The organism is Methylobacterium sp. J-043, assembly GCF_022829505.1.
In the GTDB taxonomy this organism is placed as follows: domain Bacteria; phylum Pseudomonadota; class Alphaproteobacteria; order Rhizobiales; family Beijerinckiaceae; genus Methylobacterium; species Methylobacterium extorquens_A.
The window spans coordinates 144,365-165,475 of record NZ_JAKSYB010000028.1 but is presented as its reverse complement, the minus strand read 5'-3'; the positions used below and the strand labels follow the sequence as shown (position 1 = coordinate 165,475).

Sequence of the window (21,111 nt, the reverse complement as noted above, 5' to 3'; positions counted from 1 at the left end):
CGCAACCTCGAGTGGGGCGTGCGCTCCCGCACATGACTGTCCGTCGTGGAAGGAACTGGTCAACGTTCTGCAACGCAGGCGTGTTGAATCTACGATTCAACCGGCTCTCCGGCGGCGTACCAGTCCTTGAAGGCACCCGCGTAATGCTCGCTCACGTCGAGGCCGGACTGCTGCGCCGCGGCGATCGCGTGGACCGAGCGCACGCCCGAGGCGCAGGAGAAGACCGGACGGCGCCCGTCCGCCGCAATCAACGCCTTCAGCGCCTCGGGATCGAACCCCGAGAGCGGGTGCGAGACGGAACCGGGGATGCGCCCGCGGGCGAATTCATGGTCCTCGCGCACATCGATGAGCAGCAGCGAGCCGTCCGCCAAGCCCTGCTTGACCGTCTCGCGGTCGAGGTCGACCACCTTCATCGCAACCGAACTTTCCAGAGGGAGGGAGCCGCCGCGGAAGAGGCGGGTCACAAGGGGGTGGGTCACAGGGAGCGCGGAATTCTTAAGTCCTCTCGCCCGTGCGGCGCAACAGCGGCGGGCAGGTCGGCGAGTGCGGCATCGACCCGCTCGAAATGCGCGGTCCAGCTCGGCGGTTCGTAACCGGCGAGCCGCCCCGCCAGCTCCGTCCGCAGCCGAGAGCCCGGCTCGCTCAGGGCACACACGGCCTCCCTCCAGCCCGGACCGTCCAGGGGGTCGAGGAAATGGGCGAAGCCGCCGCCGATCTCCCGGTGGACAGGGATGTCGGAGGCCACGACCGGAAGGCCGCTGGCGGCGGCCTCGACCACCGGCAGGCCGTAGCCTTCGATGAAGGACGGCATCAGCAGGGCGGTGGCGCCGCGCATCAACCGCGCGAGGCCGTGGGTGGACAGGCCGACCACCTCGCTCACATGGGGGCCGAGGGCCTCGCAGCGGTCGAGCATGTCGGCGACATTCTCGATCTCCCAGCCGCGCCGGCCGATCAGGACCAGCCGCGGAGTTGCCGCACCGATGCGTCCGGCAAGATCGCGCCAGAGATTGAGCAGCAGCAGGTGGTTCTTGCGCGGCTCGATGGTGCCGCAGACGAGGAAGGTCGACCGCGCGAGCCCCGGCAGTCCCGCCTCGCCCGCTCCGCTCGAGAAGACGGGCTCGACGCCGAGGGGTACAACGGTCACCGGCTTCGGGCCCAAGCCCCGCCGCTGCGCATAGTCCGTGAAGCGGGCGCCGACATCGCCCGAATTGACGAGCACGTGCGCGGCGTGGCGCGCCACCGTCTCCATTCGCAGGGCGTGGCGCGCGGCCTCGCCCGGCCGGCCGTACTCGGGGTGGGAGATTGGGATCAGGTCGTGAACGAAGAAGACCGGCCGCACGTCGCGCCGGGTATAGAGCCAGTCGAAGCGTTCGGGCCGGTCGAGCCTCAGGTGCGAGGTGTGAAGATAGATCGTTCCCTCGGGAAGGCGCTCGATGCCGCCCGAGCGGAGCACCCGCAGGCCGGTTTCGGCCTGAAGGCGGCGGCGATCGAGCCCGCCCTCCCCCCGGCGTCTCGCTGCCGTCGGCGACGGGCGGCCATCGCCCGAAAGCGAGGCCGCAAGCGTCTGAAACACCGGATCGGCCTCGGCGGTCACATCCTCGACCCAGCCCGCGGCGACCGCCTCGACGATGCCGCGCGCGGTCTCGCGGTCGAGAACGCGCGGGCCGAACGCCGTCGAGACGAGCCCGAAGCGGGTGCCCTCCGTACCCTGCGACAGGATATGCCGGGCATAGGCCAGATCGACCCGGTCGATGCCGGTGGGGCTGGCATGACGGAGCCGGGTGATGAGACGGGTCAGGTCTATGGCGAGGCAGGCTTGCATGGCCCGCTGCATAGACCGGATTCCGTGATCCTGGCGACCGTCCCCGCGGCATCGCCACGGGTCTTTGGCTGCAGGTCTTTTCCCGCGGGCCTAGTGCTGGTGCCGATCCGCGTCGCCGCTGCGGCTCGCGATCTCCCGGCCGATTTCGAGCAGGAGGACATCGACGAGCTGGCGCAGACGAGGCCTGCCGCTGGCATCGATCGCACGGCGTGCCGCGATGACGAGTTCGGCGGCCTCGTCGATGGCATCGGCCTCGGCCGCGCATTCCAACTCCCGCAGGGTCCGCGCCGGCACGCCGGGATCGGCGGTATCGATCAGCGTCCCCTCCCCGCGCAGGGGTTGCTGCTGCGCGTCCCGGTAAATCCGGCCGCGGCACAGAAGCCGCCGCTCGGGTCCGGACAGGGACGGAACCCAGAGATCGACCGCGACGTCGTCCTCCTGACCGGCAGCGTGGCGGACGTCGCTGAGGAAGCGAGCCGCCGCCGACGCATCGAGGCCGGCGGTCGCCCGCTCGCTGCGCAGTGGGTGCCCGGCGAGGCCGGCATCCCCCGCCATCAGCTCGGCGGCACCCTCGTCCAGGATGAAGCATCCCGTCTCCGGGTCCCACTCCCAGGTTCCGACGGTTCCGGGCGTCGCCAGGGTTCCTGTGAGCCCCGGAGCGGTTGCGCACCGGGTGTCACTGCGTCTGCGTTTCAAGGTTCTACTCCCCGCGCACAATGCGTCAGGCTTGCTGATTTCTACGTCCCGCCATGGCGGCCGGATCGCGGTGGCGATGACCGGCGGCGGATGCGGCGCACCCGTCGCCGCGTCTGTCAGGAGGCGAGCCGTGCGATGCTGGCGCGCGGCGGAGCCAGCACCGAGCGGATGTCACCGCGCTTGTTCTGAAGCCGGCGCAGCGAGCGGCCGTCGAAGGCCGCCTCGACCGCGACGATCTCCTCACCCTCGATCTCGTGGGGCAAACCGAGAGGCATCGCGCGCAGATGCAGTTGCAGGAGGCGCAAGATCCAGCTCGTCGGCATTTCCGAGATGAAGCTGGTGATCCCCCGCGGCAGCCCCCACTCGACGATGGCCGTCATCAGGGCCAGGGCCGTCGGGTTGAGCCGCCGGCCCGAGGTCCGCGCGCATTCCGCAACGCAGATGCGGCCCCATTCGACGATATGCGTCCCCGACGGGGCCGCCCCTTCGCAAAGCTGCGGCAACACCATCGGCAGCAGGTAGGGTCGGGTCGTCGGCAACAGGCGCGAGTAGCCGACGACGGAATCGGCTTCGTCGAGGGCGAGGAGGTGAGTGGCGTGCTCGTCGTCGAATTCGTCGATCTCGCGCCGGTCCGGGCGGGCGAGGTTGGACCAGCCCAGTTCTTCGACGAAGACACGGTGTCTCAGGCGGAAGGCCTGATCGAGTGCACCGGCATAGTCCTGCATGTTCTCAGCGGTCACGACATGGATCATCGGAACACCTCTTCAGAAACTTGAAGGGGTCGTCCCAAATTCGGTCGTGCCGCGGCACTACGAGAACCCGTAGGTTTTCGTTCGATCAGCCTTTTGCCGTTCGAGAATTGAGCCCGTCCGCGAGCGCTTGTTCTTGCACCCTAGCGAATCGCGCTGCCAATATCTCTATCTTGGATTGAATGTCCAAAACAATACAGAACTTGCCGGCAGGCGGCGGCAATACGGCTCGCATCCATCGCCGTCGTGATCGGTGACGCGCGATCCTCCACCGCATCCGGGCCCTGGCGGACGTCGGCACCCTGTGCGGCGATCCGGATATCGCAACGGGCCCGATGCGCCGGATATTCAATCTTGCATTGTCTTTTCCGAAGGCACGCCGCACTCGGCCCTTCGGTCGCGCCGCGGCTCACCCTTTTGAGGGGGGGCTCTCGACCTGAGGCCGGCGGTCGGTGGCGACGCGGTCCGGTCCGCTCAGACGATCAGGCCGCGCCTGAACCCTTCGGCCACCGCCTGCGTACGGGAGACGCAGCCGAGTTTCACCCGGGCGGAGCGCAGGTGGAAATCGACGCCGTGCCGCGAGATGCCCATCAGCTCGCCGATCTCCCAATCGGTCTTGCCCTCGGCGACCCATTGCAGGCTCTCGCGTTCGCGCGGGGTCAGGCCCATCCGGCGCTCGCTGGGGCCGTTGTCGATGAGCAGCGTCTGCCCAACCACGTAGGAGGCGAGCAGGGTGAGCATCCCGCGCTGTCCCGGGCTGATGTCGAGTTGCCGACCGGCAAAGGTCAGGCCGCCGCGCTCCTCTTCAAGGGTGGCGAGCGGTACGGTGAAGCCGTCGCCGAGGCCGAACTCGCCGGCCTCGTTCATCACCTGCCGCGAGCGGGGGTCGAGTTCTCCCCCCGGTTCGATTTCCGACCAGCGGAAGCCGGTCGTGCTGGACAGGGTCGCCTGCACGATCGGATCCGTATACATATAGCCTTTCGAGAAGTAGAGCCGATTCCACTCGTCGGATGTATTCTCTAAAATTATGTAATTCTTCTGTGTTCGCGCAGGCAGGCGTTTCAGCGGAATCATGGCCGAGATGACGTAGTCGATGCCCAGCGCGTTGAGCCGCGGCATGATCGCTCGCAGAATATCCTCACGCGAATGCGCTCGATCGAGCGACTTTAAGATTTCCAACGTCAGGTCAAGTGATTTTCTAGACATGGCCCGGCAAAATCATCGTACTCCCATTACGATAAGTCGTTGCTACGCTTTTGAGAAGGGCGCTGGTAAATTTCGTTGAAGTTGCCTCGCTGTTGCCTGCGCGGAGTCAACGAAACCAATGGCTGGCGCGTCACCCTGCCTGCCGTCCTGCGCGACGCCGTGCGGCCCAGCAATGCGCTGAACTGAATTTCGAGGGTCGGCATGCGCTCATGCATCGGTTTCATCGAGCAAGTGCGAGACCGCGCTTCGTAGCTCCAGGGCCGCGGAAGGGCTTGCGCTGTCCGTAGCGGCCAGCTATGAGCCGCGGGCCGTAAGGGCGTCGGAGTGTAGCGCAGCCCGGTAGCGCACCTGTCTGGGGGACAGGGGGTCGTCGGTTCAAGTCCGGCCACTCCGACCATTACTTACCAACGACTTAGGGCCGGCTCAGCCTTTCGCCCCGTCGCCGTTTTGCAGAGCGTTTTGCACGCTCCTGTTCCGGCGGTGTTCGTCGAGCTTCGCGATCGCCGACTCGGCCAGCTTCTGAGTTCGAGCGAGATAGCGGTCCAAAAATCTTCTGGGCGTGCGCCTGCGAGTGGCCTGTAATGGTCGCGATTTCCGGCACCGTGCAGCCAGCCTCAGCCAGCATCGTCACGGCTGTTCCGCGCAGGTCGTGGAAGTGAAGATCGTCGGCGATCTTTGCCGCTGCGAACGCCTCGCTCCACAACTCATGGAAGTGCCGCTTGCGCCAAGCCGTGCCGCGGGGCGCAACGAGGATCGTGGTGGCACGCCGCGGTGCCGCATCGAGCGCTGCCTTCAGGGCGCGGGTCGCGGGCACTTAGACGAGACGGCGGCTCTTGCTCTGGCTGCGGACCGTAAGCGCCGTGCCGTCCTGACCTGACCTGTATTTTGGACCGAGCCGAGTGAGAGGCTACTGTATGGCCGCTGCCATGGGTAGCCGGAAGGCCAGATCGGGGAAGCTGACGGGCGCGGGCGGGCGGTAGCCTAGGGACGAGTGCGGCCGGACCCGATTGTAGGTGTTCTGCCAGAGGGCGATCACGGCTTGGGCTTCCTTGAGCGAGTAGAAGATCTCTTGGCGCAGGCACTCGTCACGCAGCTTGCCATTGAAGCTCTCACAGTACCCGTTCTCCCACGGCGAGCCCGGCGCGATGTACCGGATTTGCGAGCCAGCCTTGGCGCCCCATTTGCGCAGTGCTTTCGAGATCATCTCAGGGCCATTGTCGCAGCGGATGTACTCCGGGATGCCATGCAGGCACATGGCGTCGGCCAACGCCTCGATCACACCGAGGCTGTTGATGCGCCGCGCCACCTTCAGCGCAAGGCACGCCCGGCTGTGCTCATCGATCAGCGTTAGGATGCGTAGGCTTCGCCCATCGTGCGTCTGAGCCTGCACGAAGTCGAAGCTCCAGACGTGGTTGCGGTGGAGCGGCCGTCGTCGCACGCACGAGCCGTCGTTCAGCCAGAGGCAGCTGCGGGCTCTATCTCGGCTCGGGACCTTCAGCCCCTCGCGACGCCAGATGCGCTGAACCCGATCCTTGCCCACCTGCCAGCCGTCTGCCTGCAGCAGCGCGGTGACGCGGCGGTAGCCATAGCGTCCGTACTCAGACGCCAGGGCAATGACGGCGCGGGTCAGCTCATCCTCATCGGCCAGCACGGTCGGCACGTAGCGTTGCGTGCCGCGGTGCTGACCGACGATCCGGCAAGCGTGACGTTCCGAGAGGCCGTACTTCTCCCGAATGCCGTCGACCGCCTGCTGGCGTCGCTCGGGGGCTACAAGTTTCCCGAGGCGACGTCCGCCAGCACCTGCTTTTCCAGCGATAGGTCAGCCACAAGCCGCCGCAACCGAGCGTTCTCGCGCTCCAAGTCCTTCATCTTCCTGGCTTGATCGACCTTCAGGCCGCCGAACTCCTTGCGCCAGCGGTAATAGCTCTGCTCGGAGATCTCCGCCTCCTTGCAGGCTAGGGCCAAACTCTTACCCTGTGCCGTCTGAACCTCGATATGGCGCAGCTTCAGAACGACCTGCTCCGCGCTCGTCTTCTGTCCTCGCCGCATGTCCGACTCCTTCGGTCTTGGCTGATCCTCTCAATCAGCCCGGTCCAAAGCCAGCCGGTCAGGTCACAACCAGTGCCATCTCGGTCGGTCAGTACGATGCCCCTGACGACGGCTCGTCGGTCATCGACGGCATCACTCTCTGCTGCGCAAGCTTGGCACGCGACAATTCAATCATCGATTACACCAATAGCACCAATGGGATTGCCAACCTCGGAAAGCACACCGGTTCTGCTTTCACGGATGGATCGAACAGCTACACCAGCTTTAACAGCTATGGTGGCGCTGACATTGGCTTCCGGCATGCCGGAAACTCCGCTGTGGGTCTCAAGCTCGAAGGCACCTATCGCTTCTTTCAGGTCCAGGGCGTGGGCTGGAGCGTCAACGAGAGTGGCAACATCGCGACCACCGGCGATACAGTGAGCGGCAACTCTACGGTCACGGGAACCGCCACGGTAGGAGCCGGGCTGACGGTGACGGCAGGGGCTATCAAGCCCGCGCAATACACGGTCGCAAGCCTCTTCGCCTGTCTGGCCGCTTCAAAGGGCAGCATTGCTGTGGTGACCGATCTTGCGCGGGCACCTCAGTACCGGGAGGTCGGCGTGCCCGGCGGCGGCACCATTTCATCGCCCATGTTCTGCAACGGCAGCGCGTGGGAGGCCCACTGAAAAGCGCGACCGCGGCTCCTCGAAGATACGTGCGCGCCGCGCTCGACTAGGTTAAGGCTGCGCCCTCAATGGGGAGTGGCCTGAATGAGCGAGACTGCAACCGGTAGACCCTGGCTGACCGATTTTTCTGGGATCAAGGGTGCGCCAAGCGGTATGCTTGGCGGTCAGGAGGCGTCCCTCCTCTATCACCTCGCGCGAGACCACTACCAAGGTTACGGCGATATCATCGACGCCGGCGCCTTTCTCGGCTGCTCGGCCTACTGTCTCGCCAAGGGCTTGGACGAGAACCTGCGCGTCGGATCGAAATCCGGTCGCCTTCACTCCTACGATCTGTTCCACCTGTGGACCGAGCCGGGGGTGAGCCACGACGACATGTCCGACTTTCTGAAGCGGTCCTACGGGATCGAGACGGCCGGGCAGGAGAGCACCTTCCACATCTTCAGTCAGAACCTCGGCGCCCTGGCCCGCCATGTCCGCATCCACCAGGGCGACATTCTTCAGGAGCAATGGCCCGGCCGGCCGATCGAGATCCTATTCATCGACATCTGCAAGACACAGCCGGTCTGGCAGCACGTCATCCGCATGTTCTTCAAGAGCCTGATCCCCGGCGTCTCGCTCGTCGTGCATCAGGACTGGCATCACGCGTCACTACCTTACCTGCCGATCGCGCAAGAATACATGTCGGACTACTTCGAGATCTTCGAACCGAAGGCGAACGATAGCGCGGCCTTCCGACTGATCGACCGCATTCCGGACAACGTGATCGAGGCTGCGGCAGCGTATCGATTCACCGATCAGGAGCAGGTTGCCCTACTGGATCGGGCGATCCGTCGCTTCGAGGGCAACTCGCGGTTCCTGAAGCTACTGAAGGCCGAACTACTGCGGCGTCAGGGGCGGGCTCGCGAGGCGCTCGAACTCGTCGAGGACACCTACGCCAATCACGGCGAGCCCATGACGCCGGATGAGGCGAACTACTTCTCTGGTCCGGTCGATGGTACCGCCACTGCGGCAGCCCGCGATCTCGCCCGCCCCGGAAACACGATCGGCTTCGACGCGAGTAAATACCTTGCGCAGCGCCCCGAGGCAGCCGAGGCGATCGCTTCCGGCAAGTTCGACAGTGCCTTCCACCACTACATCCGATTTAACGCGCGTGATTTTCTTTCTCGCCAATAGCTTTGTTGTCTGATTTTAGCAAAAGCACGGCGTCGCGGCGAAAAGCAGCGGCGCCGTTTTAGTCTGCACCTCGCCAGCCGGACCCACTATACTCCTGCAACGTCTCGCGGTGCGGGCCGCTCTCGCTTGCCTCGTGCTCAGCGTGACGCCGGCCCGCGCCGAAATCGCATCGTGGTACGGGCCCGGTTTTCACGGACGGCTAACGGCCAACGGCGAGCGGTTCGACCAGAACGCGCTCACCGCCGCGCACCGGAGCCTGCGCTTCGGCACCCGCGTGCGCATCAACGATCGCGGCCCGTTCATCGCCGGCCGTTCCATCGATCTCGCCCGCGGCGCCGCCCGGGTGATCGGCTGCGGTACCTGCCGCGTCGCGATTCAGCCGCTCTGACCCTCCCGCGCCAGGACCGCCGATGTCCCGTCTCGCCTACTATGCCGACTTCGTGTCGATGCCGGCGCTCGCGCTGGTGCTGGTCCTGTTCGGCGGCGCGACGCTGCCGGGCATCGTCCTCGGCCTCGTCGGCTGGACGCTCGCCGAGTACGCGATCCACCGCATGCTGTTACACCGTCTCCCGCTGTTCAAGGCGGGCCACGACGAGCACCACACCAAGCCCTCGGGCCGCACGGGCGTCACGTCCTGGCACTCGCTCCTCGTGTTCGGGGCACTGTTTCTGATCCTGCCGGCGGGTGTGCTGGCCGGTCTCGCTCTCCGGTATCTGGCCTACATCGGGGCCCACCACGCTGTGCATCACTGGCGAATCGCTCCGGGTCACCCGGTCTACTCGCCGAAGATCCGGCACGCGATGCACCACCACGGCGACGAAGTGAACTTCGGCGTCGTCACTACCGCCCGGGACCGGGTGTTCAGGACATACCGGCCGCGCCGATAGCGCCCACCAATCTTCTCGCGCGGCGCGCACGCGCAGTTTCGATCCCCCACCCCGACAAATCGGAGACCACGATGGCTGCCCCCCCCTCCCCCCCGACGCGGGCGCCTTCGCACGCCTGCGCGCCGCCGGCTTCGTGTCGGCCGCGACTCGCCTGACCGATTACGACCTCCCCCGGATCGGCCACACCATCGGCGTCGGCGAGGACGAGATCCATGCCGTGATGGAGGTGGAGGTGGAGGCGGCCGGCGGCGGCTGTGACCGGCTCAAGCGGCCGAAGATGCTGTTCGAGCCGCACGTCTTCTGGCGCAATCTCGTGAGTGCCGAACGGACGCGGGCCGCCTCCCTCGGCATCGTCTACGCGGCATGGAAGCCCGGCGCCTACCCGACCGATAGCAATCCGCGCCTAATGCAGGCGATGGCGATCAACGAGACGGCGGCGCTGAAGGCCTCCTCCTGGGGCCTCGGGCAGATCCTGAAGAGAACTTCAAGGCTGTGGGCTACGCGAGCTCGCAGGCGATGGTGCTGGCCTTCTGCAACGGCGGCGAGGCCGAGCACCTGGCGGTGATGGTCCGCTTCATCGTCACCAACGGGCTCGACGACGAGCTGCGCCGGCACGATTGGGCCGGGTTCGCCCGCGGCGACAACGGGGCGAGCTACGCGAAGCACGGCTACCACACCAAGCTCGCGGCGGCCTTCGCCAAGTGGTCGAAGATCAAGGACACGCCGTGGTCGCCCGGCATGGGCGAGCCGATGCCCGACTCGTTGACGCCAATGACCGCCGCTCCTCCCCCGCCTGCCCCGCAGCCCGCCCCCACCGGCGGGCTTGTTCGTTCTGGGGTCCAGGCGACCGACGGCGCGGTCCGCTCGGGTCTCGCCGGGCTCTACGACCTGATCGACACCGCGTTCCGGAAAGGCTGACCCATGGCGCCCCGTCTCTTCCTCGCGCGGGCCCGTCTCGGCCTGCGCCGCTGCTGGCGCACGGCCTAGGGCAAGCGCGTCTTCCTGCTCGCGGGCATCATGGCGCTGCCCGACGTCCTCGATGCGCTGCCCGGCGTCGATTTCACGCCGCTGCTGCCGGGGTGGCTGCCGGGCGCGAAGGTGGCGACCTTCCTCGCGATCGCCCGGCTTGCCGCACGCGCTTACGCGACGAAGCTCGCCGCCCGGCCGGCGCGGGAGCCGCCGCGATGAACCTCCTCGGCTGGCTCTCGAACCCGATCGGCTCGGCGCTCGGCGCCGTCGGCTCCGGCCTGATCAAGGTGTTCGGTAACTTGGTGCTCGGGCCGATCCTCAAGGCGCTGGAGAACGGCCAAAACACCCAACGCGACGTGGCGGTGCAGGTTGTCCAGGCTGAGATTGCGGCCAATCAGGCGAAAGCGGCGATCGCGCCCGCCTTCAAGGGACTGATCTACGGAATCGGCATCCCGCCCGCGATCCATTTCGGGGCGATCTGTCTCTCGAAGACCTTCGCCCTTGGCTGGCCCATCGAGCCGCTGCCGCCAGAGTACGTGCCGATCGAGGCCGTGATCCTGACGGCCTTCTTCGTCTCCTCGCCGCTCACGACGTTGGCCCGCGCCGGCGCCGCTCGCCTGCGGGAGGCCTGATCCGATGGACACCTCGTTCCTCGCGCCCGGTCCGATCACATGGGTGCAGGTGATCGCGTTCGCCCTGTTCGTCGTCACGCTCCTGAAGGGCGTCGATTGGCTCGCCAGCAAGGTGAAGGGTGGGACCGCAGCCGCCGTGTCCCCGCTCACCATCGACATGGCGGCGGTGAAGATCCAGGTCGCGGCGCAGAACGAGGCCCTGCAAAACTTCAAGGTCGAGGTCGCTCGAACCTATGTCACCGGCGATGTCATCACCCGAATGGAGCGCCGCATCGACGACCTCGTAACCTTGATGCGCGAGGAGATGGCCGCGACCCGCCGGGAGATGCTCCAGGCGATCACGGGGCGCCGGGCCGACTGATCCCCGCCGTTAACACCCGTCAACTCACCGCCCCGGGGCTTCGGCCTCGGGGCATTTTTTGTGCGCGCTATCGGGCCTGATCCTGCATGGCGTGGACGGCAGCAACATCAAAAAAGCCATCCAGGCGATAGCGGCCATCGAAGCTTGGGGCATCGCCATGTGAGCGCAGGGCAGCGCTTACCGAAGCCTCAACCGCGGCGATCACCTGCTCGTCGGTGACGGCCTTGGCCTTGAAGAGTTCGCAGACGGTGGGGTTCGGATCAGGCATGCGCGGACCCTACCGCGCGCAACTTTGCGGGCCAAATCCGCTTTGCAAACCCCGTCTAAGCCACTGATCACTCTAGCGGCTAATATTCGGTCTTTTGCCGAAGTAGCTTTTATTTTCAGCATCAAAGGCCTGTCTGAGGGACAGGGGGGCGTCGGTTCAAGTCCGGCCACTCCGACCATTCATTGCCGAGACCGCGTTCCGTCTGGTGGACGAGGCCGTCTCGCACTTTCCCTTTCTTTCCGCCGTGATGCTCGCAACCGCTCCGTTGCCGACGCCGTGATGCCGGTTCACGGCTCGGATCCGTCCGTCGGCGACCGCAGGTCGGATTTTCGAAGCCTGACGATGGTGTCCCGGAGCCAGCGCTGGCTGGGGATGGCGTCGTTGGACGTGTGCCAGATCATCGAGATGGAGACGTCCGGCAGCGCGATCGGCGCCGGGCTCACGGTGAGGCCCATGCTCTCGGCGAAGAAGCGCGCGAGCCGGGAATGCATCGTCGCGATGACGGGGGCCTGCCGCACCACGAAGGGCATCACCGAGAACCGGGGCGAGGTCAGCGCGATGACGCGTTTGCGGCCGATCTTGGCGAGCGCGTCGTCGACCACGCCGTGGGCGCTCTCGACGAGGCTCGTGAGCAGGTGGGGAAGCCGCACGTAGTCGTCGAGCGAGATCGGTGCCGTCACCCCGACCAGCTCGGCGTTAAAGATGCAGAGGTAGCTCTCTTTGTTGAGGATGCGGCGCTTGTGGTGCGTCTGGCCCTGCTCGAACACGCCGATGCCGAGATCGACCCGCCCCGTATCGAGGTCATCCAGGATGCGGTGCCGATCGACCGTGTGCAGCAGGAGCTTCACCCCCGGCGCCACCGCCTGGAGATGTGCGATGAGGGTCGGCATCAGAAGCACTTCGGTCGAGTCCGGGATGCCGAGGGTGAAGGTGATGTCGGCTGTCGCCGGATCGAAGGCGTCGGGCGGCGCCGTGATCTGCTGGATCTGCGAGAGCGCCGCCTGCACCGGCCCCAGGAGCGCCAGCGCGCGCGGCGTCGGCCGCATGCCGTCAGGCCCCCGCGTCAGCAGCTCATCCGAGAAGGCGCTGCGCAGTCGCGCCAGGGCATGGCTCATCGCTGACTGACTGATGCCGATCCGCCCGGCGGCACGGGTCACGCTCCGCTCCGTCAGCAGCGCGTCGAGGGCGACGAGCAGGTTGAGGTCGAGGCGGGCAAGATGCACGTGATCGATGCGCATTATGAAATTGATCCATTTGATTCATGGGGCGTGACCCAGCACATACAGTCTCACGAAGCGACGGGGAGCCCGCCGCCGAACATGAGGCTGACCTCGATGTCCAAGACCCTTCTCTCGCTCACCACTGCCGCTCTGGCCTTCACCGCTCTCGCCACGGCATCCGCCCGTGCCGACGAGACCGGCGGCACCCACAACGTCAAGACGGTCGGCGCGCTGACCCTGGAAACTCAGGGTCTGGCCACCAGCGACCTCTCAGTCCACCGCCAGGGCGGCTTTGCCCTCCCCGGCTCGGTCCAGTGGATCGATACCCCCGCCGATCGGATGAGAACCCGTCAGGCCGCCTTCTGAGCCGGCCTCGTGGGACGCACGGACGGAACCGATGACCCTCCGGCGCCATACGGCGCCGGAGACGTTTTGACGGGTCGGCGACGAGCCCGCGGGCCGACGCCGCGTCAGGATGATAAGCGGAATCTCGCATCCGATCCGACGGTCACAGCCCGCTCTCCGCGGGGCTGAACCGGGCGAAGCGCAGGGCCAGCATCGGCAGCACCGCGAGGGTGAGTACCGTCGAGGTCGCAAGGCCGCCGAGGATGACCAGAGCCATTGGGCCTTCGATCTCGCGGCCGGGTTCACCCGCACCAAGCGCCAGCGGCAGCAGGCCGAGACCGGTAACGAGGGACGTCATCAGGATCGGCACGAGGCGGTCGGCAGCGCCCTCGATGGCGGCCGCGAGGTTCCAGGGGCGTCCTTCCAGCAGCACCAGATGCTCGTAATGCGCGACCATCATGATCGTATTGCGCAGCGAGATGCCGAACAGGGTCACGAAGCCGACGATCGAGCCCAGCGAGATCACGGCCCCGCTCAGCGCCACCGCCAGCACGCCGCCAACGAAGGCGAAGGGCAGGTTGACGAGGACGAGAGCGAGATTGGTCAGCGAGCCCGTCACGACGAGGAGCAGGAGCACGATCCCGAGGCCGGCGAGCCCTGCGTAGAGCGCGAGTTCGCGCCGCGCTTTCGCCTGCGTCTCGGCTGCCCCCCCGAAGCCGATATCGATGCCCGAGGGCTGCGCGACCTCACGGGCGATCTTCCGTTTCGCGGCCTCGGTGAAGGAGGCGACGTCGCGCCCCTCCACGTTCGCCGTCACCACCCGCACCCGCTGCGCGCCGATATGGCCGACAGCGTAGCGTCCGGCGGTCTCGTAGATGTCGGCCACCTGGGCGAGGCGAATATAGCTGCCGCTCGGCGTGCGCAGCGGCAGGTGGCCGAGCGTCGAGAGGCGGGCGCGCGCGGCCGGTTCGAGCACCACGACGACGTTGAACACGGCGTTGCCTTCGTAGGCTTGGCCGACGATGTCGCCCTGATACGCGGTGCGCACGATCTCCAGGACTTCGATCGCGTCGAGGCCCCAGTGGCGCAGGTCGGTCGGGCGCAGGCTCACATTCACCTGCGGCAGGCCCGGCGGCGACTTGAGCTGGACGTCGGCCGCGCCGCGCACCTCGGAGAGTTCGCGCGCCACGTCGCGGGCGGTGGCCTCGATCCGGTCGAGATTCGTGCCGGTGATGCTGACCACGACCGGCGCAGTGAACCCTGAGACGACCTCCTCAATGCGCTCGGTCAGGAAGGTCTTGAGCGAGAAGCTCGCGCCGGGCGTGGCCGCCATCAGCGCGCGGATGCCGGCCTCGGCCCGCTCTTGCCCCTCGCCGTCGAGGCCCGGTTCGAGATCGATATGGATCTCGCTGTCATGCGTGCCGCCGAGATCGTAGCCCGCCTCGGCGCGCCCGACCTGCTGGGCCACGGCGCGCACGCCGGGCACCGTCTTCAACCCCGCCGTGATGCGCTCGCCGAGCCTCAGCGTCTCCTGAAGGGAGGTGCCGGGCGCCGAGGCCATGTGCAGGATGAGGTGCCCCTCCTTGAGGTCCGGCAGGAACACGCCGCCGAAGAACGGCACCGGCAGGGCCGCTGCGAGGGTCAGGGCAAGGCTGATGCCGAAGACGAGGCGCGGGTGACGGTCGAGCCGGGCGAGTCCGCGGACATAGACGCCGCGCACATGCCGGATCACCGGCGGCTCGCGGCTTGCCAGGTTCGTGCGCCCGGCGAGCAGCAGACGCGCGAGCGCGGGCGTGACCGTCAGCGCCACGGCAAGCGAGGTCAGCACGGCGAGGATGTAGGCCAGCGCCAGCGGGCCGAACAGCCGGCCGGGCACGCCGGTCAGCGCCAGCACCGGCAGGAACACCAGCAGCACCGCGAAGGTGGCGTAGGCGACCGAGACGCGCACTTCCAGGATCGCATCGAGCACCACCCGTGCGCCGTTCGAAGGCACGGCGGCGCGGCGGTTCTCGCGCAGGCGGCGCATGACGTTCTCGACGCCGATCACCGCGTCGTCCACGACCTCGCCGATGGCGATGGCGAGGCCGCCCAGCGTCATGGTGTTGAGGCTCTGGCCGAACAGGCCGAGCATCAGTACCGCGCCGATCAGCGAGAGCGGGATTGCCGTGGCGCTGATGAGCGCCGTACGCCAATCGGCCAGAAAGACGAACAGCACCACGACGACGAGGATGCCGCCGAGCGCCAGCGTCTGGACCACGTTGTCGGTGGCCTGCGTGACGAAGCTCGCCGGACGGAACAGGTCGGTGCGTAAGCTGATGCCGTCGCGCTCCAGCCCGGGGCGCATCTCGGCGAGCGCCGCCTCGACCTGCGCCGTCACGTCGAGGGTGTTGGCGCCGTATTGCGCGCCGACCATCAGCAGCACGCCCGGCTTGCCATCGACGAGGGCCGCGCTGATCGCCGGCTCCGGCGCCACCGCGACGTCGGCGACGTCGCCGAGCACCACGCTCGCCCCGCCCTCGTTGATGAGCACGGTGCGCGCCACGGCCTCCGGGGTCAGGGATTGCCCCTCGGTCTGCAGGGTGATGCGCTGGTTGACGGTATCGACGAAGCCGGCCCCGCGCACGCCCGTCGCCTTGCGGCCGGCGGAGAGCACGTCGTTGAGGCCGATGCGGAAGCGCACCAGATCCTGCGGCCGGACCTGGATGCGGATCGAACGCAGGTCGCCGCCATAGACCAGAACCTCGCCGACGCCGGGGGCCGCGAGCAGGCGCAGGCGCAGACGCCAATCGGCGACCGTGCGCAGCTCCATCAGCGACTGCGTCGGGGAGGTCAGGCCGATGAGGAGCACCGAACTCGTCGAGGAGGTCAGCGCCGTCATGGTGGGGGGCAGCACGCCCTGCGGCAACCGCGCGGTGATGGAGGCCAGACGCTCGTTCACCAGCTGGCGCGCCCGGTAGATGTCGCTGCCGGAGGCGAAGGTGGCGGTGATGACCGACAGGCCCTGGATCGAGTTCGAGCGCATCGTCGCCAGACCCGGCAGGCCGCCGATCGCGACCTCCAGCGTCTGCGTCACCAGGGTCTCGACCTGCTCGGGGTTGAGGCCGGGCGCCTCGGTCTGCACCGTGACCGTCGGCGGGGCGAATTCCGGGAAGACGTCGTACTTGGCCGAACCCAAGGCGACGATGCCGTAGACGGCAAGCGCCAGGACCAGCGCCAGGACGATGCCGGGCCGGCGCACTGCGAAGGCGACCAGGGCGGCCTGAGGGCCCGATGCAACGGGCGCAGGGGCAAGCGCCGGCGGATCGTCGCGCGCCGGTCCGCGTGCGGGCCGTTGGTCGAGCATGCTCAATCGTCGTCCGCATCCGAGGACTGGATCTGCCCCTTCAATTCCTCGGAGAGGACGGCCTGCGGCCCGGTCACGACGATCTCCGCCTCCGGGCCGAGATCGTCCACGACGTAGGCATCGGCCGAGATCGGTGCGTCGGCCCGGAGGGGATGGCGCGCAAAGGCGTCGTCGCCGACGCTCCGGTAGATCCAGGCGCCGCCCTGCCAGTGCACTACGGCGCTTTCCGGCACGGCGATGCCCGTCGTCTCGCGCTCCGAAGTAAGGAAGGCGAGCGTGCTCATGCCCGGCAGGAGCCCGCTGTCGCCGGCCACGGTGTAGAAGTAGCTGACGCCCTGGATGCGCTGGTCGGTTCGGGTCGCGGGCGAGACGTAGCGCAGCGCCACGCGCTCGCTCTGCGGCGGCACCTCGGCATGGGCCGTGCCGGGCGGTGCTTTCAGGGTCTCGCCCGGCGGCAGTGTCACTTGCACCAGGAAATCGGTGCGCTCGATCAGCCGGGTGATGACGGGCGAACGCTCGATGATCGCCCGCCCGATCACCGTACCCCATTCCTGTTGCGCCGTGGCCGCGAGCGTCCGGACCTGCGACTGCGCCGCGGCGAGCGCCGCCTCATCGGTGCGGAAGGTACCCTCGGCCGTCTCCAGCTGCACCTGCGTCGCGTACTGGCCGAGGCTGCGCGCCCGGGTGTAGGCGGCGCGCGAGACTTCCGCCTTGGCTTCGGCCGTCTGCAACTGCGCCCTGGCGCTCGCGTAGCTGTTGGTGAGTTCCGTCACCCGCGCGAGGTCGAGGACCGAACCGAAAGCCTGGACCTCGATGCGGTGGGGCATCCGCTTGTGCCGCGCTGTGGCGACGCCGATCCGCGCCTGCTCCGCATCGGACAGCCGAACGACGGCCTGGCCGCCTTCCACCGCAACCCGCGACGGCGGGGGGCCCGGTTCGGCCGGCGGCTGATGGGCGGCAGGCGCCGGCACTCCGGAAAAACGATGATGCAGGTCCGAGAGGACGGGGCCGGCCTTCACGCGCAGGCCGATGCCGGCTTCTGTCAGCGTGAGCGCGCCAAGTGCGCCAAGCGCACCCGCGCCGAGCGCCAGCCCCACGGGCAGGACGACCCGCCGCATCACCACGCCTCCAAACCTCTCGCGTTCTCTGCGCGATTTGCCACTTTTGCCCGGTTTGTTCGGCGTGGTCTACTTGGTTCTTGTTGACCGATCCGCATGAAGCGGGACACGTGCCGTGACATCAGCGGAAGGCGCGGCCGCGCGTCGAACTGCTCTGCGTGCCCGATGTCGCCCGCCGGTACTGGACAGGCCGGCGCAATCCGCCGATGAGAGATCACCTGTCCAAGAGAGTCGTTGAGATCCGTGCGCGCGGTGAAGAAGTTTCTGAAGAAGCCGAGTCTGTCGGCCCTGACGACGCGGCGAGCGCCGCCGTCGATCGTCCGCGTCCCGCTCCCGGGTTTCGATCCGATCTATTACCTGTACTGGTATCCGGATGTGCGCGGGTTTCCGCAGGGGCCGCTGGTCCATTACATCCATTACGGTTGGCGCGAGGGGCGTGACCCGAGCGCCGGTTTCAGCAGCGAAGGCTACCTGAAGGCCAACCCGGACGTGCGCGAGAGCGGCTGCAATCCGCTCGTGCATTTCGTCGAGTTCGGCCTCGCCGAGGGCCGGAAGGGCTGGCAGAAGAATCCGGACGCGCCGCCGCCGAGGCCGCATCCGATGGATTACCAATCGGGTAAGCTCCTGCCGCCGCCGACCCGCCCTTCCGGCGGCTGAAGGCCCGCTAAGGTACCGATTTGCGAACCCCATCCTGTTGACGAGAGAGGACGACTTGTGGCTGTAGGCCCCATTGCGTCCCGCATGGGTTGAGAGCTCCCGTCATGTCCGAAGGCGATACGCTGGCCAAGGCCCTGGCCGATGTCCGGCAGCGGATGACCGATCTCCAAACTGAGTACGACCGCGTCTCCGCGGAGCTGACCAAGCTCCGGATCGCGGAAAAGTCGCTCGCTTCCATCGTGGAGGGCGGCCCCTTGGAGGCGGTGGCGAGCGGGCGCGGCGCGGTCGCACCGGCGTTTCCGGGTGAAGCGCGTTCGGTGCGCGGCGGCGGCCGGGGCAGCCGCGGCCCGCGGGCCAACTCGGCCAAGGGGCGGCTGAAAGCTCTCCTGGAGGAGGCCGGGCCGCAGGGCCTGTCGCATGCCGAGATCGCGCGGCGCCTGCCCGATGTCGCGCCCAACACGCTCAACACCTATCTCAGCGTGATGGCCAACAGCGGCGAAGCGGTGCGCCGGGGCGATTTCTACGCGGCCGGAACACCCCGCCCCGCATCCGACGAGACGCCGGAGGACGAAGCGGACGGGCACGAGCCGGCGGACGGGGATGAAGAGTCCGACGCGGCCGAGTGAGGCGGGGCCTCGCTACTCGGGCAGCGCGAACACCACGAGCGCGTCGCCCGTGCCGAAGCCGGACCCCTTGGTGAAGGAGGCGCCGCCCGCGGCGACCGCCACGTATTGGCGGCCCTCGATCGCGTAGGTGACCGGCGGTCCGCCGATGCCCGCCCCGCACTGGAAGCGCCACAGAATCTCGCCGGTCTTCGCGTCGTGCGCGTCGAGATGCCCGTCCTCCTCCCCTGAGAAGACGAGGCCGCCCGCGGTGGCGAGGGTTCCGCCGGAGAGCCGGCTTCCAGCCTTGTGCGACCACGCCACCGCCCCGCTCTTCGAGAGATCGACCGCGGTCAGGGTCGAGAAGGCCGGCTCGCCCTTGGCCTCGCCCGTCTCGGTGTAGCGGATCTCGCCGCGTCCGCCCGCGGCCGGCGCGGTCTTCACCGTGTAGGTCGCCGCCCCGTGCCGCACCTGCGCGAAGGCGAGCCCGCTGCCCGCATCATAGGCCACCGGATGCCAGGAGACCGCTCCGAGGGGGCCGGGACTGACCACCGTCCCCTCGGGGCTCGGGGGCACGAACAGATTCTTGTGGGTGATGAGCGGGGCGGATTTGGCGATGAGCCGCCCATCGGCGCGGTCGTGGACGTAGATCCAGCCGAGCTTGCTCGCCTGCGCCACCGCCTTCACCGGGCCTGTCTCGCCGGGGTAGTCGAGCAGGAAGGGCGGGCTCGCCACGTCGTAGCCCCACTGCTCGTGCGGCACCTGCTGGAAGTGCCAGCGCAAGCTACCGGTCTTCACGTCGAGCGCCACGAGGCTCATCGTGTAGAGGTTGTCGCCGGGGCGCGTCAGACCGAAATTCTGCGGCGCGGGGTTGCCGGTGCCGAGATAGATCAGGCCGAGATCGGCGTCGTAGGCCGGCGTCATCCAGAGCGAGCCGCCGCCGACCTTCCACGCTTCCCGGTGCTCGGGGGCTGCGGCCTTCTCCGCGGCGATGTCGCGATGGAGCGGGAGGCCGTCCGGCGTCTTCTCGACGAAGCCGCCCTCCCAGCCGTCGGCTTTGGTGACGTACCAGCGCCAGCGCTCCTCGCCGGTCTTCGCGTCGTAGGCGGCGAGCCAGCCGCGCCGGCCGTAGCCGCCCTCGATCCCGACCACCGCGCCGCCGTCGAGCCCGCCCTTCTCATCCTCGACATGGAGGCCGTAGCCCGCTCCCGTCACCCCGACGATGACGAGGCCGTCGGCGACCAGCGGCGGCATCTTGAAGCCGAGGCGGCTCGAACCCTGGACCGGCTTGTCGCCAAGGCTCGCCGCGAGCGCCGAGGCGGTCTCGGTTTCGCCCTCCTCCGGCCGCACCGCCTCGCGATCCCAGACCAACCGGCCGGTCTTCGCGTCGAACGCGATGACGCGCCCGTCCATGGTCGCCTCGAAGACGAGGCCGCCCGCGACCGCCACGCCCCGGTTCGAGGGCGGCCCGAAGATCTTTTCCGTGCGCGCCTTGTGGGTGTAGGTCCACAGCGTCTTGCCGGATTTCGCGTCCAGCGCCGCGACGTGGTTGCCCGTGGTCGAGACGTACATCACGCCCTCGATCACCACCGGCTCGGCTTGAAAATAGCCGGTGACGCCGGTCTGGAAGATCCAGGCCGGGCGCAGGCGGCCGACATTGCCGCGATCGATCTGCGCCAGCGGCGAATGATGCGTGTTGCCGGCATCGCGCCCGAAGGCCGGCCAATCGCCGGAGGAGCGGCCGGTCTCCTGCGCGGAAGCCTGCCCCGTCGGCAGAAGGTGCGCCGCAAGGAACAGCACGGCGGCAAGGCCGGCGCGTCCACGCTTTGGATGCATCCACCGGCACTCGGCAAGCGTATTCGTGCGGCGTTTCACTTTGCTTCTCCCGTGCTTCGCGTCTTGGTTACGGTCGGGCGGCGATCCTGTCGAACGGCGAAGGCGCTTTGGCCGCACGATCTTCTCGGACCCATCCTCCGTTTGTGTGGTTCCTCCATCACAGACCCAGCGCCGGCCTGTTCGACGGGCACCCAAGCGGCGATCACATCACTCGATACGTGAGGACTTGATGCGAACCCTGATCCTGGCCGCGACGCTGGCCTTTGCCGGACCGGCCTTCGCCCAGACCACGGCGCCGACGGCACCCCAGTCCGGCGCACCGGTCACCGGCGGCCAGAACAATACAGGTGCCGACTCGAACGTCACCATCCCACGCGGAAGCACCGGGGCAGACACGGTGCAGACCGATTCGGCCGCCGGCGGCAATGCCAACCAGCCCTCGCGCGCGGTGCCGCAGGGCAGCGGCGGCGGCGGAAGCGGCGGGGGCAACTGATCCTCGAAGACGGAGCCGGG

The 21,111-nt window shown here is 67.8% G+C and carries 25 protein-coding genes and 1 tRNA gene; 14 read left to right on the top strand and 12 right to left on the bottom strand.

Annotation, left to right across the window (positions count from 1 at the left end):
• Positions 1–89: 89 nt before the first annotated feature.
• The 5 genes from MKK50_RS04845 to MKK50_RS04825 form a co-directional block, all read right to left on the bottom strand.
• Entirely contained in the window at positions 90–413 is a 324-nt protein-coding gene (locus MKK50_RS04845; RefSeq protein ID WP_499020782.1) for a rhodanese-like domain-containing protein, read from the bottom strand.
• 62 nt (positions 414–475) lie between these two features.
• Complete coding sequence (locus MKK50_RS04840) at positions 476–1,834, bottom strand: glycosyltransferase family 4 protein (RefSeq protein ID WP_499020780.1); 1,359 nt, start codon at positions 1,832–1,834, stop codon at positions 476–478.
• Between the two features lie 78 nt (positions 1,835–1,912).
• Positions 1,913–2,518 (bottom strand): hypothetical protein, encoded by a 606-nt coding sequence (locus tag MKK50_RS04835; protein ID WP_499020779.1) that lies wholly within the window; start codon positions 2,516–2,518, stop codon positions 1,913–1,915.
• 116 nt (positions 2,519–2,634) lie between these two features.
• A complete protein-coding gene (locus tag MKK50_RS04830) occupies positions 2,635–3,270 on the bottom strand; it encodes an acyl-homoserine-lactone synthase (protein ID WP_253368963.1) in 636 nt (211 codons plus the stop codon).
• A 471-nt stretch (positions 3,271–3,741) separates the two neighbouring features.
• Positions 3,742–4,473, bottom strand: coding sequence for an autoinducer binding domain-containing protein (locus tag MKK50_RS04825; RefSeq protein ID WP_499020778.1), 732 nt, complete (start codon positions 4,471–4,473; stop codon positions 3,742–3,744).
• Positions 4,474–4,793: 320 nt separating this feature from the next.
• On the opposite strand from MKK50_RS04825, the gene MKK50_RS04820 reads away from it, so the two are divergent.
• A tRNA-Pro gene (locus MKK50_RS04820) sits at positions 4,794–4,870 on the top strand.
• Between the two features lie 15 nt (positions 4,871–4,885).
• On the opposite strand, the gene MKK50_RS04815 is transcribed toward MKK50_RS04820, so the two are convergent.
• Together MKK50_RS04815 and MKK50_RS04810 are read right to left on the bottom strand one after the other, a co-directional pair.
• Positions 4,886–5,287 carry a tyrosine-type recombinase/integrase gene (locus tag MKK50_RS04815; RefSeq protein ID WP_499020775.1) on the bottom strand — a complete coding sequence of 134 codons (402 nt, stop codon included), beginning with the start codon at positions 5,285–5,287 and terminating at the stop codon, positions 4,886–4,888.
• 93 nt (positions 5,288–5,380) lie between these two features.
• Positions 5,381–6,522, bottom strand: a protein-coding gene (locus MKK50_RS04810; protein WP_499020774.1) for an IS3 family transposase whose coding sequence is annotated in 2 segments (ribosomal slippage) — positions 5,381–6,255 and positions 6,255–6,522 — 1,143 coding nt in all. Because the reading frame shifts where the segments join, the coding sequence is not laid out codon by codon here.
• 17 nt (positions 6,523–6,539) lie between these two features.
• Between MKK50_RS04810 and MKK50_RS04805 the strand changes: the two genes are divergently transcribed.
• The 9 genes from MKK50_RS04805 (at position 6,540) to MKK50_RS04765 (ending at position 11,209) form a co-directional block, all read left to right on the top strand.
• The gene (locus tag MKK50_RS04805; RefSeq protein ID WP_499020773.1) at positions 6,540–7,187 is read left to right on the top strand and encodes a hypothetical protein; all 648 of its coding nucleotides are present in this window, start codon (positions 6,540–6,542) and stop codon (positions 7,185–7,187) included.
• An 84-nt stretch (positions 7,188–7,271) separates the two neighbouring features.
• The gene (locus tag MKK50_RS04800) at positions 7,272–8,360 is read left to right on the top strand and encodes a class I SAM-dependent methyltransferase (RefSeq protein WP_253368953.1); all 1,089 of its coding nucleotides are present in this window, start codon (positions 7,272–7,274) and stop codon (positions 8,358–8,360) included.
• Between the two features lie 109 nt (positions 8,361–8,469).
• Positions 8,470–8,748 carry a septal ring lytic transglycosylase RlpA family protein gene (locus MKK50_RS04795; protein ID WP_253368951.1) on the top strand — a complete coding sequence of 93 codons (279 nt, stop codon included), beginning with the start codon at positions 8,470–8,472 and terminating at the stop codon, positions 8,746–8,748.
• A 22-nt stretch (positions 8,749–8,770) separates the two neighbouring features.
• The gene (locus MKK50_RS04790) at positions 8,771–9,247 is read left to right on the top strand and encodes a sterol desaturase family protein (protein WP_499020770.1); all 477 of its coding nucleotides are present in this window, start codon (positions 8,771–8,773) and stop codon (positions 9,245–9,247) included.
• Positions 9,248–9,380: 133 nt separating this feature from the next.
• Positions 9,381–9,812, top strand: coding sequence for an N-acetylmuramidase domain-containing protein (locus MKK50_RS04785; protein WP_499020769.1), 432 nt, complete (start codon positions 9,381–9,383; stop codon positions 9,810–9,812).
• Entirely contained in the window at positions 9,764–10,165 is a 402-nt protein-coding gene (locus tag MKK50_RS04780) for an N-acetylmuramidase domain-containing protein (protein ID WP_499020767.1), read from the top strand. Before MKK50_RS04785 ends, MKK50_RS04780 begins: the two co-directional genes overlap by 49 nt.
• Before the next feature lie 99 nt (positions 10,166–10,264).
• A complete protein-coding gene (locus MKK50_RS04775; protein WP_499020765.1) occupies positions 10,265–10,435 on the top strand; it encodes a hypothetical protein in 171 nt (56 codons plus the stop codon).
• Positions 10,432–10,848, top strand: coding sequence for a hypothetical protein (locus MKK50_RS04770; RefSeq protein ID WP_499020763.1), 417 nt, complete (start codon positions 10,432–10,434; stop codon positions 10,846–10,848). The genes MKK50_RS04775 and MKK50_RS04770 overlap by 4 nt, the downstream gene beginning before the upstream one ends.
• A 4-nt stretch (positions 10,849–10,852) precedes the next feature.
• The gene (locus MKK50_RS04765; protein ID WP_499020761.1) at positions 10,853–11,209 is read left to right on the top strand and encodes a hypothetical protein; all 357 of its coding nucleotides are present in this window, start codon (positions 10,853–10,855) and stop codon (positions 11,207–11,209) included.
• Positions 11,210–11,276: 67 nt separating this feature from the next.
• On the opposite strand, the gene MKK50_RS04760 is transcribed toward MKK50_RS04765, so the two are convergent.
• On the bottom strand, positions 11,277–11,477 hold the full coding sequence (locus MKK50_RS04760) for a hypothetical protein (RefSeq protein WP_499020759.1): 201 nt from the start codon (positions 11,475–11,477) through the stop codon (positions 11,277–11,279).
• Positions 11,478–11,764: 287 nt separating this feature from the next.
• Entirely contained in the window at positions 11,765–12,715 is a 951-nt protein-coding gene (locus tag MKK50_RS04755; RefSeq protein ID WP_499020757.1) for a LysR family transcriptional regulator, read from the bottom strand.
• Between the two features lie 96 nt (positions 12,716–12,811).
• On the opposite strand from MKK50_RS04755, the gene MKK50_RS04750 reads away from it, so the two are divergent.
• Positions 12,812–13,063 carry a hypothetical protein gene (locus tag MKK50_RS04750; RefSeq protein WP_499020756.1) on the top strand — a complete coding sequence of 84 codons (252 nt, stop codon included), beginning with the start codon at positions 12,812–12,814 and terminating at the stop codon, positions 13,061–13,063.
• Between the two features lie 142 nt (positions 13,064–13,205).
• Here MKK50_RS04750 and MKK50_RS04745 read toward each other — a convergent pair whose 3' ends face one another.
• Both MKK50_RS04745 and MKK50_RS04740 read right to left on the bottom strand, forming a co-directional pair.
• On the bottom strand, positions 13,206–16,385 hold the full coding sequence (locus tag MKK50_RS04745) for an efflux RND transporter permease subunit (RefSeq protein ID WP_499020755.1): 3,180 nt from the start codon (positions 16,383–16,385) through the stop codon (positions 13,206–13,208).
• A gap of 2 nt (positions 16,386–16,387) precedes the next feature.
• The gene (locus tag MKK50_RS04740; RefSeq protein WP_499020753.1) at positions 16,388–17,503 is read right to left on the bottom strand and encodes an efflux RND transporter periplasmic adaptor subunit; all 1,116 of its coding nucleotides are present in this window, start codon (positions 17,501–17,503) and stop codon (positions 16,388–16,390) included.
• A 243-nt stretch (positions 17,504–17,746) separates the two neighbouring features.
• Between MKK50_RS04740 and MKK50_RS04735 the strand changes: the two genes are divergently transcribed.
• A complete protein-coding gene (locus MKK50_RS04735) occupies positions 17,747–18,160 on the top strand; it encodes a hypothetical protein (RefSeq protein WP_253373981.1) in 414 nt (137 codons plus the stop codon).
• A 104-nt stretch (positions 18,161–18,264) separates the two neighbouring features.
• Positions 18,265–18,786, top strand: a complete 522-nt coding sequence (locus tag MKK50_RS04730; RefSeq protein WP_499020752.1) for a hypothetical protein — start codon at positions 18,265–18,267, stop codon at positions 18,784–18,786.
• Between the two features lie 12 nt (positions 18,787–18,798).
• Here MKK50_RS04730 and MKK50_RS04725 read toward each other — a convergent pair whose 3' ends face one another.
• Positions 18,799–20,637 carry a pyrroloquinoline quinone-dependent dehydrogenase gene (locus tag MKK50_RS04725; protein WP_499020751.1) on the bottom strand — a complete coding sequence of 613 codons (1,839 nt, stop codon included), beginning with the start codon at positions 20,635–20,637 and terminating at the stop codon, positions 18,799–18,801.
• Between the two features lie 190 nt (positions 20,638–20,827).
• Here MKK50_RS04725 and MKK50_RS04720 point away from each other — a divergent pair, with 190 nt between their 5' ends.
• On the top strand, positions 20,828–21,091 hold the full coding sequence (locus MKK50_RS04720) for a hypothetical protein (protein WP_499020749.1): 264 nt from the start codon (positions 20,828–20,830) through the stop codon (positions 21,089–21,091).
• Positions 21,092–21,111 lie beyond the last annotated feature (20 nt).